The following is a 16,028-nucleotide window of genomic DNA, read 5'->3' on the forward strand; positions in this document are numbered from 1 at the left end:
TCTGTTTATGCCATCTGGAAATCTTTAATGTAGCTGTCGATTGACTTTTTAATAATATCCTTAGCCATCTCAACACCGTTGGTTTCAGTTACAGATGTAACCTTACCGCTTTCAAGGCTCTTATATACCTGGAAAAAGTGCTGAATTTCGTCAAAATAGTGACGAGGAAGGTCAGCAATGTCATTGTAACCGCAATAGTTAGGGTCATTAACAGGAACGGCAATGATTTTTTCGTCACAGCTGTCATTATCAATCATATTGAGTACACCGATAGGCTTGCACTCAACAAGTGTCATTGGCTGTATTGTTTCGGAACAAAGAACAAGCACATCAAGCGGATCTCCGTCATCTGCATAGGTTCTCGGAATAAAGCCGTAGTTTGCGGGATAATGAGTTGAAGTAAAAAGCACACGGTCAAGTTTTAACATACCTGTTTCTTTATCAAGCTCATATTTATTTTTACCGCCCTTTGAAATCTCAATAACAGCGTAAAATTTTTCTGATGTAATCCTTTTTGGTGATATATCGTGCCAAATATTCATAATAAAGCCACCTCACAAATTTATTTAACTTAATTATAAATAAACCGCAGTTAGTTGTCAAGAATTTTAATAATATTTTAACAACAATACTGCGGTTTATAAAATTTATTTTATTAAAAGAGATATATCTTTGCTTGAGTTTGGTCGATTTTGCTCTTATTTACTCTTTTTAATGTTTTCAGCAATTACCTTAGCAATCTGAATAATTACAGTCGGAATAAAAGCAAGCAGAGCAATAAATCCGATTTGTGCGCCTGTAAGTTCCGCAATCTTAAACAGCGGATGCATAAACGGTACAAAAATTACAAAAGCAAGAAGTCCTACACCTGCCGCAAAAGCAAGCAGGCTATATACATTTGAGGCAAGACCGATTTTAAAAATCGAATGCTTACTGCGACAGTTAAAGCCGTGGAACAAACGAGCAAGGGTAAGTGTTGCAAAAGCCATTGTACTTGCAGTTGCGGCATTAACCTGCAAACCTATATAGAAAGCAGTCATTACAACAACGGCAATCAGTGCACCCTGCAAAAGCATTAGTGCGGAAAATTCTTTAGTCAAAATACCCTGTTTAGGATCTCTCGGTTTTTGCGAGAGTAAATCTTTTTCGGGCTTCTCCATACCGATAGCAATAGCCGGAAGCGAGTCGGTTAAAAGATTTATAAAGAGAAGATGAACTGCCTCAAAAGGCACAGGCAAAGCAAGAAGTGATGCGTAAACTACCGCAAATATAGCTGCCATATTGCCCGAAAGCAGGAACAGAATTGCATTTTTAATATTCCTGTAAACATTTCTGCCGTTTGCAACAGCTTTAATAATTGTTGCAAAGTTGTCATCCTGAAGTACCATAGACGCTGCATCCTTAGATACCTCTGTACCTGTAATGCCCATTGCAACACCGATATCGGCTTTTTTGAGTGCAGGTGCGTCATTTACGCCGTCACCTGTCATAGAAACGATGTTGCCCTTTCTCTGCCAAGCCTCAACAATTCTGATTTTATTTTCGGGTGAAACACGAGCATAGACAGATATTTTTTCAATCTTTTGGTCAAGTTCACTGTCGCTCATTGAGTCAAGCTCCATACCTGTTACGGCAATATCTCCCTCTCTGAAAATACCAATCTGTCTTGCAATGGCAGTGGCGGTAATCTTATGGTCACCTGTTATCATAACAGGCTTAATACCTGCTCTGACAGCATCTGCAACCGCTGCTTTTGACTCCTCACGAGGCGGGTCAATCATAGAAACAAGTCCTAAGAAAGTATATCCGTACTCCGTATTTACATTGAGTTCTTCATCAGACTCCTTGTAAGCAAAAGTAAGCACACGCAAGCCGTTTTCGGAATACTCTGTATTCTGCTTGAGTATATCTGCCTTGTCGGCTTGAGTAATCGGACGAACACCGTCCTTTGCCGCAATACTGTCACATCTGTCAAGAATAGCGTCAATAGCACCTTTAGTCAATATATGATTCACACCGTGAAGTTTATACTTTGTGCTCATCATCTTACGGTCGGAATCAAACGGCACTTCCTCAAGTCTTTTAAGTCCCGAACGCAAATCATCTTCGTTGTATCCGAGTTTTCTTAGAGTTTCAAGCAACGCATACTCTGTAGGATCGCCTATTCCCTTTCCGTCAACAATGCTTGAATCGTTATTAAGCACCATATCGTAAAGTAAATAGCGGTGGCTTTGATTATTAAGGTCAAGTTCTTCTTCAAAAATACTTTCACCGTTGATATATATTTTCTGAACAGTCATTTTATTTTGAGTAAGCGTACCTGTTTTGTCGGAACAAATTACAGATACACAACCGAGGCTTTCAACCGCTTTCAAATCTTTGATAACTGCATTTTCCTTAGCCATTTTTTGAGTACCAATTGCCTGTACAATAGTAACAATTGAACCCAAAGCCTCAGGAATAGCGGCAACGGCAAGGGCAACAGCAAACATAAGCGCATCAATAATTGCCATATGATTTAAAAGGCTTAAACCGAATACGAGCGCAGAAATAATAAGAATAATAATCGCAAGTTTGCTTGAGAATTTATCAAGGCTCTCCTGCAAAGGAGTTTTCTTTTCTTTTGCCGCATTCATAAGGCTTGCAATCTTGCCTATTTCGGTATTCATACCTGTGCCTGTAACAGCTACAATAGCTCTGCCGTAGGTTACCAAACTGCCCGAATATACCATATTTGTTCTGTCTGCGAGCGGGACTTCCGCAGTAATGTTATCATCGTTTTTATCAACATTAGTTGATTCGCCCGTAAGTGAGCTTTCATTTACCTGTAAAGAATAATTATTCATAATTCTGCCGTCAGCTACTACAAGGTCACCCGCCTCAAGCACAACCATATCACCCTCAACCACTTCTTTTGACGGAATTTCAATTTTCTGTCCGTCACGAATTACTTTTGCATTCGGAGATGAAAGTGACTTTAAACTGTCAAGTGATTTTTCCGCATTAATATGCTGGACTGTACCGAGAATGGCATTAAGTGTAATTACCGCAAAAATTACTATAGTGCTTTCAATATTACCCGAAAACATTGAAATAATTGCAGCAATAATAAGAATAATTACAAGCAAATCCGCAAACTGACTGAGAAACACTTGCAAAGCGGTTTTTCGCTTTCCCTCCTGCAAAACATTTTCGCCGTTTTTTTGCAATAATTCTTCGGCTTTTTTTGAGCTCAGTCCGTCCTTTGTAACACCGAGCTTTTCAAGCACTTGTTCTTTGGTCAACTGATACCAGTTCATCATAATTCCTCCATATTTTTTCTTAATAAAAGAAAGTAAGCAAACAAAAAGACTTTTATTGTAAAATATTGCAAACGCAATTATCATACAATAAAAGTCTCGTTTTTTAAGATACAACCGATACCATAAGGTATGAGATTGACGAATTGTACCACAGATTATCTGCAAACTACTCCCCTTTACAGTGGTTTTATTCTATCAGATTATTCGGTTTTTGTCAACTGTTTTTCTTTATTTTCATCTTTTAACTTTACTTTCTTAGGTTTGCTTAACATTCCGAGAATTATTCCTACGGTTGCAAGCAAAACTCCGCTTGCGGAAGTAATTGCCGACCATTTTTCACTGTCAAAAGCATAGGCAATAATAATTGATGCTAATATAAGCAATACGCATATTATAAGTAAAATAAACGCAATTTTAAAAAGAACATTCATTTTTTGCTTTTTCATTACATCATCTCCTGCAAATTGTTTGTAATATTCGCAAAGTCATCAAGAGTCAGCTTTTCCGCTCTTGCGTTTGTTTCTACTCCCGAATTAATCAAAAGCTCATTTATCTTGCCTTTTTCAACAGAAAGTCCCGAACTAAGCGAATTTGCAAGAGTTTTTCTTCTCTGTGAAAAAGCCGCTTTTATTACATTGAATAACAGTTTTTCACTCTCAACCTTTACAGGCGGCTCTTTTCTTACATTAAGTCTTATTACTGCCGAATCGACTTTCGGGGCAGGCATAAAAGAACCTGCGCTTACGCCAAACAGCATTTCAGGCTCGGCATAATAATTTACAGACACAGTGACCGCACCGCTCTGTCTTGTACCGACTTCCGCACAAATCCTCTGTGCCGCCTCTTTCTGAACCATTACGGTTATAGCCTCTATCGGCAGTCTCTCCTCAAGCAGTTTCATAATAACAGGAGATGTTATGTAATAAGGTAAGTTAGCACAGACAACAACCTTCATTCCCGCAAATTCTTCCGCAATCAGCTTGTGTAAATCAAGTTTAAGTACATCTTCGTTTACTACTTTTAAGTTATCGTATTCGCCAAGGGTTTCTTCAAGAACAGGCAGAAGTCTTTTATCAAGTTCTACTGCCACTACCTTATCGGCAAGCTGACAAAGTTCATTTGTAAGTACACCGATACCTGGACCGACTTCAATTACACCTACACCCTCGCCTGCACCGCTGTACTCTGCCATTCTCGGGCATACAGACGGATTAATCAGAAAGTTCTGACCAAGTGATTTTGAAAATGTAAAGCCGTGTTTTGAAAGTATCTCTTTAATTTTTCCTATATCAGATAAGTTATTCATTATAAAAGTCTAAGTCCTTTCGGATATTTATTTTTTAGTCTGCCGTTTGAGCATTTGCCAAATCCCACAGTAATTCCGTTTACGCAGACAGCAGTGTATCCTTTAATATTATTGTCAACGGCAACTTCTTCGCCGTGAAGAAACGCTTTAATTTCCGCAGAATTTACATCAAAATCCACTTTTGAAACACACTCGTCTGCTTTTGCCGCCATAAATGCCGAATGATGCGGTTCGATTCTGTTTTTAACTATTTGTCCCAAAATTATTCCGCTGCGCAAAACGGGCAGCTTTTCATACGGTACATATTCCTGCGGCAAAACAATAATTTTATCGCCTATCACTTCAATATTTTCACCAAACGGTCTGCCTATAAACAGGCTGTCGTAAAAATCAAAAATTTTACTGTCAATTTTCTTTTTACTGTTTTCCGTAAAAGAATTTTTATATAATTCACCTGATTTTTTCAATCTTGCGGCAAAATGTCCCTCACCGCCGTCCATCGGAAAAATTCTTCGTGCATATTCAAGCGTCGGTCTGCCAAAATTTACATTTGCGTCTTCAAGTTTAAAATCAGGATTTTCCTCTAAAAACCTGCCGATAACGCCCTCATTTTCTTCAACTGAAAAGGTACAGGTGGAATACACCATAACTCCGCCGTCTTTAAGCGCATTCTTAGCACTGTTCAAAATTTTTAACTGTCTCTCCGCACAGCTTTTTACATGCTCGTCACTCCACTCGCTTTCGGCAGTTGAGTCTTTTCTGAACATTCCCTCACCGCTGCAAGGAGCGTCAACAAGCACTTTGTCAAAACAGCCGGCAAGCCTGTCACAAAGCACCTCGGGATACGCATTTGAAACCGTGGCATTTCTTATACCCATTCTTTCAATATTAGAGAGCAGAATATTAGCTCTGTTTTTGACAATTTCATTGCTCCATAAAAAGCCTTTTGAATTGAGTTTTGCGGCAATTTGCGTACTCTTGCCGCCCGGTGCTGCGCAAAGGTCAAGTACATAGTCGCCCTCCTGCACATCAAGCATTGTTACTGCCGAAGAAGCAGACGGCTCTTGTATATAAAAAGCGCCTGCATGATGCAAAGGGTTATTACCGAGCAAAGTAATTTCATTCGGAATATAAAAACTTTCACTGCAAAAAGGAGCGGATTTTAAATCAAAATCAAGTAATTTTTCAAGTTTTTCCACAGAACATTTCAGAGTATTTACTCTTAAACCTCTGTAATGTTCTCCGCTTGAATTATAAAATTTTAAAAAATCGTCAAACTCGTCACCGAGCAGAGCTTTCATTTTATCTAAAAAAATATTCATTGTATAAATTCCTTAGAAACGATAATAATAAGCATATCGGAGGGAGGTGCTAATATGAACTTCAACCAGAATCAGAATAACAATCAGAACCAGAACAATAACCAGAATCAGAACAAAAATCAGAATAACAACCAGAATAAAAACCAGAAGAACAGCCAGAACAAGAATCAGAATAACAACTTTCACTAATCGGGTTCATAGCTGTGCGGCAAGCCATATTTTTAGAAACAAAGGTATGGCTTGCCTTAAACAGTACATATTTTTTAAAATCAATAATTCACAAAAACAATTAGTGGAATAATTCTATTGTTATTTAATTAAATTTTAATATATCAATATCCGTATTTTTCACCTATAATTATTACCTTAATTCTGTCCTTATGTCTTTGTTGAGCGCAAACTACATAGTTACAGCAAATTCTTCTGTCACTTTTGCAGCCCGAACAAAGTTCTGCGCCCTCTTTGTCTGCTGTAATACATTTACCTGTTTTACCGCATGGAGTTTCAATATTCAATCTTATTGTATTGCTCGGTGCGGCAATTCTCTTTACTCTGTCAATTGCCTCATCAATGTTTTTTACAATTTTATTATAACCGCAAACAAGTATAACACTCTTAGGACCGTATAAAATTGCCGCAACACGGTTAGAATTGCCGTCAACATTATACAGTTCTCCGTTTTCTGTAATCGCATTACTGCTCGCAAAGTAAACATCGGAAGAAAAAGTCTTATGATAAACTTCTTCCACCTCTTCGGGAGTAATTCCCTCTGCCGCTCTGTCAAGATACTTATAATCGGAAGAAGTAATAATATCATACACTCCTGTTTCTTTAAGAGTAACAGAACCGCCGCTTGATATTACATCGCCCTTTTTAATAAGAGTTTTTACAAGATTGCAGGCGTCTTCTTTGTTATCACAATAATAAGCATCCATCTTGTTTGCTTTCAAATTTTTTATTGTTTTTTCAATTTTAAGTTTAGTTTCGTTGCTCAAAGCGTTCATACTTACACTTCCGTTAGCTTTTTGTTAAATTATACACTATATAGCCGTCTATTTCAAGCCTCTGCAAACGGTACTCCAAAATACTCCGCAATTGACTGTGCAAGATTTCTTCCGATTGCTCCGACATTTTCTCTTATCCACTGTGCCTCTTCGGGATTATCGTGGTACGCTACTTCTATCAATGCCGACGGCGCTTTTGTTCTGCGGACTTCCGCAAGGCTTGTGGTCGGAATAATATCTACATCGTCAGGATACGGATAGATGTTTTCATAATTTCGTTGTAAGATTTCAGCGAACCTTTTTCCGTTAAGGCTTGACGGATAATAATATATGTCAGCACCGGTATATCTGCCTGCCGAGCCCTCCGGTGCAGCATTACTGTGTACTGCAAGATGTAAATCATTTGCCGAATTATTAGAGTCCTTTATCGCCTGTGACAAAGTCATTTCGGGACTGTTTCTGTCAAATTCTATTCCGCTTGCAAGCAAATACGGCTCAATAGCGTCGGCAACAAGATTCATATAATATTCTTCATTTCCGCCGTCAACATAAGGATTATACTCCTGAAGTGACGGACTTAAATATACCTTTGGCATAATAATTCTCCTTTTATAAAAATAATGCTCACGCACCATACAATATATTATTCCGCAATTTATTTTTTGCTTATTTTTTCCATAAGTTGTGCGGTTGATTCCGCATTATCTCGGCGAAATCTTCCGAGTTCATAAAGACTTTCGGGATTTTTAGTTACATAATTAAGCTTTTCGGTACAATTTAAAGTAGATAAAAAGCCTGCCTCTTTAAGAATTTCAAGACTTGAGCCGCTTTCTTCACCGAACGGATAAATAAATGCGGTAGGTGCGTTGCCTGTAATAGATTTTATATATTCTTGAGCCTTATTTATATCATTTGTAATTGCAGTTTTATATTCATCATCACTTTCCTTATATTTTTTACCTATTCCCTTTCTTGGCGTCAAAGTGTGCATATTGTATGAATGATTCTGAAATTCCACAAGCCCGGAAACATACATTTCTTTAATATTCTTTTTCAAAAGATGACCGTAGTTTGCATTTTCTTCACCTGTTGCCGTAAAGTCTTCACTGAACTTTGCAACGGGTGAAATTACAGCTTTTGCGTTGTATTTTTTTAACAACGGAAAAACATATTTATAGTTATTGTAGTATCCGTCATCAAATGTCAGCATCACACATTTGTCAGGTAAGGCTTTATCGGAATAAACATAGTCAATTAAATCATTTACCGTAACGGTTGTATAACCGTTTTCCTGAAAATATTTTAAATCGCTTTCAAATAAATCAGGTGAAATCACATAATCATTTTGGCTTGATTTATCCTTTAATACCGAATGATACATTATAATCGGCATTTTTATAGCATTTTCCGAAATTTCGCTTGCACCGCTAAGAGATGCAAGTATAAAAATTGACAGAATTACTGTGGTAAGACACATTAAAAGCAGTTTTAATCTGTTTTTGTATATTTTACCCATAAATACCTCCAAATTTTTTTATAAAAATAATTTTTATTATTCTTTTATGTAAATATAATAATTTAAAGTTATGATAATATATTTGCAATCAGTAATCATTATCAATTTTTTGGAGAAAATGTTGCAATGAAAAGAAATTTCAGCTCAAAAAGAAACGCTATATACAACACAATTCTCAGTACAACGACACACCCAAGTGCCCGTTGGATATACGAACAGCTTAAGCCCGATTATCCGGACCTCAGCCTTGGCACAGTTTACCGTAACATTTCATTATTTAAAAATGAAGGCAAGGTAAGCGTTGTGTGTAATGTAAACGGTGAAGAACGCATTGACGGTAACACTTCCCCACATACACATTTTGTGTGCAATTGTTGCGGCAGGGTAATTGATGTAGCAGATGACGGCAGCAAATCGTCGGAAAGCCTTGCACTTTTAAATAAAGGCTTTTCTATTGAGAGCAAACTTGTTATCTACTACGGCAAATGTTCAGATTGCTGTAATAACTAATACCGAACAGCGGTATTTAATTAACAATATATATTTATTATAAAGGAGAAAAAATTATGAAATGGTATTGTACAGTATGCGGATATGTTTATGAAGGACCTACAGCTCCGGAGTTTTGCCCACAGTGTAAAGCTCCTGCAAGCAAATTCAAAGAGGTTGTAGAGGGCGCGTCTTTTGCAACAGTTCACGAGGTTGGCGTAGCCCAGGGCGTTAGCGAAGATATTTTAAAGGATCTCAGAGCTAACTTTGAGGGTGAATGTTCAGAAGTAGGTATGTACCTTGCAATGGCAAGAGTTGCTGACAGAGAAGGTTATCCTGAAATTTCAGCCGCTTTTACTAAGTATGCTTTTGAAGAGGCAGAGCACGCTGCAAAGTTTGCAGAACTCCTCGGTGAAGTAATTACAGACAGCACAAAGAAGAACCTCCAAATGCGTGCAGAGGCAGAAGCAGGCGCTTGCGAAGGCAAATTTGATCTTGCTAAGAGAGCAAAGGCTCAAAATCTTGACGCTATCCACGATACAGTTCACGAGATGGCTAAAGACGAGGCAAGACACGGTGCAGGCTTTGCAGGTCTTTTAAAGAGATATTTTGCTGACTGATTTTAAATCTTAAAAACTCAAAGGACATCGGCTGTTCATATACCGATGTCCTTTTTATTATTTTTTTATAAAAAATCAGCTGTAATTTGATTGTTTTATAACATTTTATTTACTTTTACTTATCTTTATGATAACATTGTATTGAGGTGTTAAAAATGGATAATGAAAATATTAATTACAGTGATTATAAATACGATTTTGAATCAAAAATTGTAATGAACGAACAAGATTATTTAGACTTTAACAATGTAAGCTATAAAAGATTGGTGATAATATTTATAATTGAATTTATCATAACGGGTTTTATAACAACACGAATATTAATACTAAAATCTTTTAATTATTATTTTCAAAGTGAAACTACAGATGATATGCAATTATATCTGATATTATCCGCAGTAATAGTTTTGCTTATGGGAGTAATATATTTTAAAACACAGAGAAATATCAAAAACAGCTATAAAAGAGCTTTGTTTACTACCGGCGAAAATTATATTACTCACACTACTTACTTTGGCGAAAAAATTATTACCGTAACAAAGAATATATCAAGAGAATTTGATTATTCAAGCATTACGGGCGTTTACGAAACCGAAAAATACATTCTTTTAAAATTACAGTTTAATTTGTTTTTGATTATAGGTAAAGATATTAAAAGCAACATCAATAATGTAGATTTTATTTCTTATATATTCAGTAAATCTCCTAATATTAAAAAGAAAGTTGTTATTAATGTTACTAATCAAAAAAAGGTTGCCTTTGTTTTTATGTTCCTTACAATCGCTCTGTTTGTAATTAATTTGATAATTGCTGTCTTATAGAAATCGGTTCTATTCTAAAAATCGGGGTAACATTAATAAATTATAGTTTGACTTAATACAACTGCAAAGCAATTATAAAAGTTTGGTCGACTTTTTCAAAGGTCGTGGGGGTGTAGGAAAAGCCACAAACACTTTACTCTTACACAATTTCTTGATAGCCGAACAGCTCGCTGTTTGAGCCTGATACATTGTTATATAGGAATATATTAGGGGCACTGCCCAAACCCAAACCAAATTTTTAATTATTTAGCTAAAGCTGTGCGATAATCAATAATTTACCCAACAAACATTTGATAAAGTACCTAAAAATACTTATATTGCTTTATTTCCAAATGCAAAAAATCCCACTCAAAAAATTTGAGTGGGATTAATTATGCAATATTAATAAATAATTAATTATTTAACCATACTTGCAACTTCAGCTGCGAAATCGTCCTGACGCTTCTCAATGCCTTCGCCCTTTTCAAAACGAACGAACTTAGCAATCTCAATGTTGCCGCCGAGAGCCTTAGCTGTGTTGTTAGTGTACTGCTTAATTGTCTGCTTGTTGTCCTTAACGAACTCCTGATCTACAAGGCAGTTCTCCTTATAGAATTTGCCGATCTTACCCATAACGATCTTATCAGCAATTGCCTCAGGCTTACCCTCGTTAATAACCTGCTGACGCATAACTTCTTTCTCATGCTCAATAACTTCAGCCGGAACATCAGCCTCTGTAAGGTATGGAGTGTTGAGAGCTGCAATCTGCATAGCTACATCCTTACCGTAAGCAATGAACTCATCGTTTACAGCAATGTCAGTTGTGAAGTTTACAAGAACGCCAATCTTACCGCCTGCATGAACATAAGCTACGCAAGCACCTTCCATACGCTCAAAACGACGGATCTTGATGTTCTCGCCGATTGTCTGAATCTTCTCCTGGAGAAGTTCAGCAACTGTCTGCTCTGAGCCTGCTGCCTTAAGTGTAATAAGCTCATCAACATCAGCAGGATTCTGCTCGATAACTGTCTGAGCACAAGCCTTAACAAAATCCATAAATGAATCGTTCTTAGCAACGAAGTCTGTTTCAGCGTTTACTTCGATAACTACGCCAACAGAAGCATCTGCATTAGTTGTTGCATAAGCAACACCTTCAGCAGCAATTCTGCTTGCCTTTTTAGCTGCTTTTGCAAGGCCCTGTTCTCTTAAGAAGTCAATAGCCTTGTCCATATCACCATCGGCATTTGTGAGAGCCTTTTTGCAATCCATCATGCCGCAACCTGTTTTTTCTCTTAATGTTTTAACATCCTGAGCTGTAAATGCTGCCATTTATATTACATCCTTTCGATTGATATAATTATAAGATAAATAAAATTATTCAGCTGCCTCTTCTGCTGTTTCTTCTTCAACAGCAGCTGCACCCATCTGACCTTCTTTACCCTCAATGATAGCGTCAGCCATAGCACCTGCAATAAGCTTTACTGCACGGATAGCGTCATCGTTACCTGGGATAACATAGTCGATTTCATCAGGGTCACAGTTTGTATCAACAATAGCAACAATCGGAATGTTGAGTTTCTTAGCTTCAGCAACGGCGATTCTCTCTTTTCTTGGGTCAACAATAAAGAGTGCACCCGGCATTGAAGTCATATCCTTAATACCGCCCATAAACTTCTCAAGCTTTTCGATCTCAAGGTTAAGCTTGATAACTTCCTTCTTAGGAAGAAGATCAAATGTACCGTCCTCCTGCATTGTGCGGAGCTGCTTTAAACGAGCAATTCTTCTGCGGATTGTAGCAAAGTTTGTGAGCATACCGCCGAGCCATCTTGCGTTTACATAGTAAGCGCCTGCACGGAGAGCCTCTTCTTTAACTGAATCCTGAGCCTGCTTCTTTGTACCTACAAAGAGTACGCTCTTGCCTTCTGCTGAAAGCTCACGAACAAAGTTGTAAGCCTCTTCGAGCTTCTTAACGCTCTTCTGAAGGTCAATAATGTAAATACCGTTACGCTCTGTGAAGATGTATTCAGCCATCTTAGGGTTCCATCTTCTTGTCTGGTGACCAAAGTGTACACCTGCTTCTAAGAGCTGTTTCATTGAAACTACTGCCATTTTAAATATCCTCCTTAGGTTAAAACCTCCGCCGGGCCTTGATTTTTATCGGGTTAAGAGCAATTTGCCACCGTTCCGACAAGCCCAACGTGCGAAATGCTATATTATTATACCATAAAATGCAAAAAAATCAAGTGTTTTTTTGAAATAACACTTGATTTTTTTGCATATTGTATGTATCAGACTGCCAGATCAAAAAACCTTACATTACCGCAGCTGATAATGAAATTCTGTGTTTCGTGCCATTTACTTTCACCTGTGTAGAAACAGATGATTCTGTGCTGAACAGCCGAACCGTTGTTGTCAAAAATATAAGAAACCGCTGCTTTAACATCTGAGTTTGGCTCAATGTTTGTCGGGGCATAGTACTTATATTCATCTATAATGTAATCAATAGATGTATTACCGGAAAGGTTCATAGCATCTCTGATTGATTGGGCAACGAGAGCACATCCCTCATAACCCATAGTACCTGCCTCACCCATTACAAGGCGCTCGAGTTTTGCTCTGTCATAATCAGAAAGAGTTACCCTGCTCGGAGAATAAGATGTGTCAGGATTATCAATATTTACAAGATAAGTCTGTACACTCTCTGTAGGCTGTGTTTCTTCTTCTTTTTCTTCAACAGGCTTAGTAGTTGCCTTAGTTTCCGTTTTGTTCTCCTTTGCGGGAGCTGTTGTAGGCTTGGTAGCCTTTTCTGTCGATTTGGTTGCCGCTGTGGTTTCCTCTGCTTTTTTGTCAGCAGTGTCCGTAGGTACTGTTTCCGCACAGTTTTCAGCAATTGACTGTGAGAAAGTATCAATACCGCCAACGGAGTATGCAGCCGCTCTGCTGTCAGCATAAGCATCAACACTTGGCGCAAGTGTTGTGGTAGGAATAAGCAGGCAAGCAGATGCCAGTATTATAGCACTTATAAAAGAAATAGGTTTAAGTGCTCTGCTTGTCTTTTTTGCAGTAACCTGTTTTTTGCCATTTTCTGTATGTTTATTATTTGTTCTCAAAAATTTATCCTCCCTGTGATTAGCATAATTCAAAACCAATATTCGGCTGTGTTTTATGCGACTTCCTTTAGTCGTTAAAATTTTATCAAACACACAATTCGTTGTTATTAAACCACATTTTTTTGAAAAATGCAAATTTTCAGCCCTGTTATTTTTTGTTACTTTTGTTATATTGTTGTAACAATCAAATTTTAATTTTCTCATAAGCACAAATAATTGTTTAATTTGCATAAATTAGCGAATACTTCTTAGTGGATTGTGCAAAATAGGTAGAAAATCAATTTTTTTAAAATTTCTCTTTAAATCTTGGCTTTTTGCACCTTTTTACGGGATTCGGCATGGAACAGGATATGATAATTGTATCTTCACCTATAAGTTCAATTTTCTCCCACGGAATTATATAATCCTCACATTTACCTATAAAGCCCAGAAAACTGCTCCTGCCGAATATAACAAGCGACACTATTTTTGCACACTTGGTATCTACTATAACATCATCCACAAAACCTATTCTGCAGCCGTCACACGCACTTATTACTTCCTTATGTCTTATATCTGTAAGTCTGCAATTCATAAAAAAAGCCTCCATTCATTGACTTTTATATATATATTTGATAGAATAAACTTATATGACAAATGTACACTACAAAGGAGATGTTTTTATGGATTATATTTTTATGACCGATTCCTCCTGTGACCTTTCTGCTGAAATTGCCAAGGAGATTAATGTTGAAATTCTGCCAATGGAATTTACTATGGAGGACAAGTCTTACCTCCACTATGCAGATGCAAGAATGATGAGTCTTGATGACTTTTATTCTAAGCTCAAAAGCGGTATTGACTCAAAAACGACCCAAATTAACTACAATAATTTTATAAATTATTTTGAACCGTATTTAAAAGCCGGAAAGGATATACTTTATACAGGTATCTGTACAGGTCTTAGCGGAACTTATAACACTTGTCTTATGGCTGTAAAAGATTTGCAGGAAAAATATTCTGACAGAAAAATTGTTATTATTGATTCTATGTGCGACTCTGTCGGACTTGGCCTGCTTATTTACCTTGCAGGTCAGAAGTACACAGAAGGTGTTTCAATCGAAGAGCTTGAACAGTATATAAATGATATTAAACTCAAGGTTTGTCACTGGTTCATTGTTGAAGACCTCGACCATCTTAAGAGAGGCGGCAGAATTTCCGCCGTTGCGGCTACATTCGGTAAGGCTTTGCAGATTAAACCTCTTATAAGTGTAGATGAAGGAGGTCATCTTATTAATGTAGGTAAAGTAAGAGGCGCAAGCAATGTGTATAATTCTCTTGTTTCGCATTTTGAGCGTGACGCTGAAAACCCGAAAGAGCAGACTGTATTTATAGGTCATGCAGACAACAAAGAAGGTGCTCTTGAACTTCAAAAAAGAATCAAGGGTATGTGCAAAAAATCAATTATCTGCGATATAGGTCCGGTTATCGGTTCTCATGTAGGTTCAGGTATGCTTGCTATTCTTTTCCTCGGCACAAGAAATTTAAAATCTTAATATTCAGGCAAAATATACGGCTGAGTTTTCAAAGCGAAGACTCAGCCGTTTTTATTTTCTTCAATTATGATAATACAGCAGACACATTACGCTTACTCCGATAATGCCTCCTATAAATACACCTATAATTATACCGACAATCATATTTTACCTCCTATACACAATTTGACATTTATTATTTTGAATGTATGTAATAATAGTAAAGGGGCTTTTTATGAATAATATTTACATTGATGTTCTAATCACGGTAAACATATTTATAGATTATTTTTTACTTATGCTGACAAAGAAAATCATCGGTTCAAATATAAAATATTTCAGAGTAATAATAGGAAGTATTGTCGGCGGACTTTTCAGTCTCACCGCTCTGCTCCCTGTACTGCCGTTTGGATTAAATATTCTCACCGATTTGGCGGTCGCTATGTTAATAATTTTTATTACCTTTGGAAAATGCAAAATTAAAACATACATAAAGCGGGTACTTATTTTCTTTGCACTTTCATTTTCTTTTGGCGGACTTATGATTTTTATATACCTCGCTTTTAAACCAAAAGGTATGGGAATATACAATGATGTAATTTACTTTGACATCTCCCCTGTTTTGCTGATAATTCTTACCCTCGTATGCTATTATATTCTTTTACTTATAAAAAAACTGACGAAAAGCGTTTACAAGTCAGATATTCATAATATAGAAATAAAAATAAATGACAGGTGCTATATATTTAACGCAAAACTTGATACAGGCTGCAATGTAAAAGAGCCGTTTTCGGGCAAGAGCGTGATCGTAGCCGAAAAAGAGGTGTTTAATGATTTTGTTCCCGACAAAACAAAGGTCAGATTAATTCCGTTCACAAGCCTTGGCGGCAGCGGAATACTGCAAGGCTTTTGTGCCGACAACATTATTATTGACGGAAAGGAAGCGGATAATTCGGTTTATATAGGAATTTGCGAAAACATCTTTAAAGATGATATAAAGGCAATAATACCAAGTGAACTTATCAATAACTGACAGGAGAAATTG

Annotated in this window: 18 protein-coding genes; 6 read left to right on the plus strand and 12 right to left on the minus strand. The window is 37.1% G+C overall.

Translation table 11 applies throughout. From position 1 onward, the window contains the following. Positions 1-5 precede the first annotated feature (5 nt). From I2E21_RS00800 to I2E21_RS00820, 5 genes are all read right to left on the minus strand, one after another. Positions 6-542, minus strand: coding sequence for an inorganic diphosphatase (locus tag I2E21_RS00800; RefSeq protein ID WP_022235406.1), 537 nt, complete (start codon positions 540-542; stop codon positions 6-8). Between the two features lie 156 nt (positions 543-698). Next, positions 699-3,302 (minus strand): cation-translocating P-type ATPase, encoded by a 2,604-nt coding sequence (locus I2E21_RS00805; RefSeq protein ID WP_195410088.1) that lies wholly within the window; start codon positions 3,300-3,302, stop codon positions 699-701. Between the two features lie 200 nt (positions 3,303-3,502). After that, complete coding sequence (locus I2E21_RS00810; RefSeq protein ID WP_022235404.1) at positions 3,503-3,748, minus strand: hypothetical protein; 246 nt, start codon at positions 3,746-3,748, stop codon at positions 3,503-3,505. Next, entirely contained in the window at positions 3,748-4,608 is an 861-nt protein-coding gene (gene rsmA, locus I2E21_RS00815) for a 16S rRNA (adenine(1518)-N(6)/adenine(1519)-N(6))-dimethyltransferase RsmA (RefSeq protein WP_195410089.1), read from the minus strand. Before rsmA ends, I2E21_RS00810 begins: the two co-directional genes overlap by 1 nt. Then, complete coding sequence (locus tag I2E21_RS00820; RefSeq protein ID WP_195410090.1) at positions 4,608-5,930, minus strand: RsmF rRNA methyltransferase first C-terminal domain-containing protein; 1,323 nt, start codon at positions 5,928-5,930, stop codon at positions 4,608-4,610. Before I2E21_RS00820 ends, rsmA begins: the two co-directional genes overlap by 1 nt. Before the next feature lie 54 nt (positions 5,931-5,984). Between I2E21_RS00820 and I2E21_RS12395 the strand changes: the two genes are divergently transcribed. Beyond that, positions 5,985-6,119, plus strand: a complete 135-nt coding sequence (locus I2E21_RS12395) for a hypothetical protein (RefSeq protein WP_022235401.1) — start codon at positions 5,985-5,987, stop codon at positions 6,117-6,119. Positions 6,120-6,262: 143 nt separating this feature from the next. On the opposite strand, the gene I2E21_RS00825 is transcribed toward I2E21_RS12395, so the two are convergent. The 3 genes from I2E21_RS00825 to I2E21_RS00835 are packed head-to-tail and all read right to left on the minus strand — an operon-like array spanning position 6,263 to position 8,450. Further along, positions 6,263-6,934, minus strand: coding sequence for a lactate utilization protein (locus I2E21_RS00825; protein ID WP_186934589.1), 672 nt, complete (start codon positions 6,932-6,934; stop codon positions 6,263-6,265). A gap of 53 nt (positions 6,935-6,987) precedes the next feature. Continuing rightward, a complete protein-coding gene (locus I2E21_RS00830; RefSeq protein WP_195410091.1) occupies positions 6,988-7,530 on the minus strand; it encodes an N-acetylmuramoyl-L-alanine amidase in 543 nt (180 codons plus the stop codon). A gap of 59 nt (positions 7,531-7,589) precedes the next feature. After that, complete coding sequence (locus tag I2E21_RS00835; RefSeq protein WP_195410092.1) at positions 7,590-8,450, minus strand: polysaccharide deacetylase family protein; 861 nt, start codon at positions 8,448-8,450, stop codon at positions 7,590-7,592. Between the two features lie 126 nt (positions 8,451-8,576). Between I2E21_RS00835 and I2E21_RS00840 the strand changes: the two genes are divergently transcribed. From I2E21_RS00840 to I2E21_RS00850, 3 genes are all read left to right on the plus strand, one after another. After that, a complete protein-coding gene (locus I2E21_RS00840) occupies positions 8,577-8,960 on the plus strand; it encodes a transcriptional repressor (protein ID WP_022235397.1) in 384 nt (127 codons plus the stop codon). A 53-nt stretch (positions 8,961-9,013) separates the two neighbouring features. Next, complete coding sequence (locus I2E21_RS00845) at positions 9,014-9,559, plus strand: NADH peroxidase (RefSeq protein ID WP_186934991.1); 546 nt, start codon at positions 9,014-9,016, stop codon at positions 9,557-9,559. Positions 9,560-9,714: 155 nt separating this feature from the next. After that, positions 9,715-10,380, plus strand: a complete 666-nt coding sequence (locus I2E21_RS00850; RefSeq protein ID WP_195410093.1) for a YcxB family protein — start codon at positions 9,715-9,717, stop codon at positions 10,378-10,380. A gap of 396 nt (positions 10,381-10,776) precedes the next feature. On the opposite strand, the gene tsf is transcribed toward I2E21_RS00850, so the two are convergent. The 4 genes from tsf to I2E21_RS00870 all read right to left on the minus strand — a co-directional run bounded on the left by tsf (position 10,777) and on the right by I2E21_RS00870 (position 14,043). Beyond that, entirely contained in the window at positions 10,777-11,688 is a 912-nt protein-coding gene (gene tsf / locus I2E21_RS00855; protein ID WP_195410094.1) for a translation elongation factor Ts, read from the minus strand. A 45-nt stretch (positions 11,689-11,733) separates the two neighbouring features. Then, on the minus strand, positions 11,734-12,468 hold the full coding sequence (rpsB, locus tag I2E21_RS00860) for a 30S ribosomal protein S2 (protein ID WP_022235393.1): 735 nt from the start codon (positions 12,466-12,468) through the stop codon (positions 11,734-11,736). 179 nt (positions 12,469-12,647) lie between these two features. Next, positions 12,648-13,469: a hypothetical protein gene (locus tag I2E21_RS00865; protein WP_195410095.1), complete on the minus strand. Its 822-nt coding sequence runs from the start codon at positions 13,467-13,469 to the stop codon at positions 12,648-12,650. A gap of 286 nt (positions 13,470-13,755) precedes the next feature. Beyond that, positions 13,756-14,043 carry a YlmC/YmxH family sporulation protein gene (locus tag I2E21_RS00870; protein ID WP_022235391.1) on the minus strand — a complete coding sequence of 96 codons (288 nt, stop codon included), beginning with the start codon at positions 14,041-14,043 and terminating at the stop codon, positions 13,756-13,758. Between the two features lie 88 nt (positions 14,044-14,131). Between I2E21_RS00870 and I2E21_RS00875 the strand changes: the two genes are divergently transcribed. Both I2E21_RS00875 and I2E21_RS00880 read left to right on the plus strand, forming a co-directional pair. Beyond that, on the plus strand, positions 14,132-15,004 hold the full coding sequence (locus I2E21_RS00875; protein WP_022235390.1) for a DegV family protein: 873 nt from the start codon (positions 14,132-14,134) through the stop codon (positions 15,002-15,004). Positions 15,005-15,218: 214 nt separating this feature from the next. Then, positions 15,219-16,016, plus strand: a complete 798-nt coding sequence (locus tag I2E21_RS00880; protein WP_195410096.1) for a sigma-E processing peptidase SpoIIGA — start codon at positions 15,219-15,221, stop codon at positions 16,014-16,016. The last annotated feature ends 12 nt before the right edge of the window (positions 16,017-16,028 follow it).

This window comes from Ruminococcus sp. BSD2780120874_150323_B10 (assembly GCF_015553695.1).
In the GTDB taxonomy this organism is placed as follows: Bacteria; Bacillota; Clostridia; order Oscillospirales; family Acutalibacteraceae; genus Ruminococcoides; species Ruminococcoides intestinale_A.

Excerpts from the sequence above, each read along its gene's own strand:
- tsf (WP_195410094.1), bottom strand. The coding sequence starts at position 11,688 with ATGGCAGCATTTACAGCTCAGGATGTTAAAACATTAAGAGAAAAAACA.
- I2E21_RS00800 (WP_022235406.1), bottom strand. The coding sequence starts at position 542 with ATGAATATTTGGCACGATATATCACCAAAAAGGATTACATCAGAAAAA.
- I2E21_RS00805 (WP_195410088.1), bottom strand. The coding sequence starts at position 3,302 with ATGATGAACTGGTATCAGTTGACCAAAGAACAAGTGCTTGAAAAGCTC.
- I2E21_RS00830 (WP_195410091.1), bottom strand. The coding sequence starts at position 7,530 with ATGCCAAAGGTATATTTAAGTCCGTCACTTCAGGAGTATAATCCTTAT.
- I2E21_RS00870 (WP_022235391.1), bottom strand. The coding sequence starts at position 14,043 with ATGAATTGCAGACTTACAGATATAAGACATAAGGAAGTAATAAGTGCG.
- I2E21_RS00880 (WP_195410096.1), top strand. The coding sequence starts at position 15,219 with ATGAATAATATTTACATTGATGTTCTAATCACGGTAAACATATTTATA.
- I2E21_RS00840 (WP_022235397.1), top strand. The coding sequence starts at position 8,577 with ATGAAAAGAAATTTCAGCTCAAAAAGAAACGCTATATACAACACAATT.
- I2E21_RS00835 (WP_195410092.1), bottom strand. The coding sequence starts at position 8,450 with ATGGGTAAAATATACAAAAACAGATTAAAACTGCTTTTAATGTGTCTT.
- I2E21_RS00850 (WP_195410093.1), top strand. The coding sequence starts at position 9,715 with ATGGATAATGAAAATATTAATTACAGTGATTATAAATACGATTTTGAA.
- rsmA (WP_195410089.1), bottom strand. The coding sequence starts at position 4,608 with ATGAATAACTTATCTGATATAGGAAAAATTAAAGAGATACTTTCAAAA.
- I2E21_RS00820 (WP_195410090.1), bottom strand. The coding sequence starts at position 5,930 with ATGAATATTTTTTTAGATAAAATGAAAGCTCTGCTCGGTGACGAGTTT.
- I2E21_RS00875 (WP_022235390.1), top strand. The coding sequence starts at position 14,132 with ATGGATTATATTTTTATGACCGATTCCTCCTGTGACCTTTCTGCTGAA.
- I2E21_RS00825 (WP_186934589.1), bottom strand. The coding sequence starts at position 6,934 with ATGAACGCTTTGAGCAACGAAACTAAACTTAAAATTGAAAAAACAATA.
- rpsB (WP_022235393.1), bottom strand. The coding sequence starts at position 12,468 with ATGGCAGTAGTTTCAATGAAACAGCTCTTAGAAGCAGGTGTACACTTT.
- I2E21_RS12395 (WP_022235401.1), top strand. The coding sequence starts at position 5,985 with ATGAACTTCAACCAGAATCAGAATAACAATCAGAACCAGAACAATAAC.
- I2E21_RS00810 (WP_022235404.1), bottom strand. The coding sequence starts at position 3,748 with ATGAAAAAGCAAAAAATGAATGTTCTTTTTAAAATTGCGTTTATTTTA.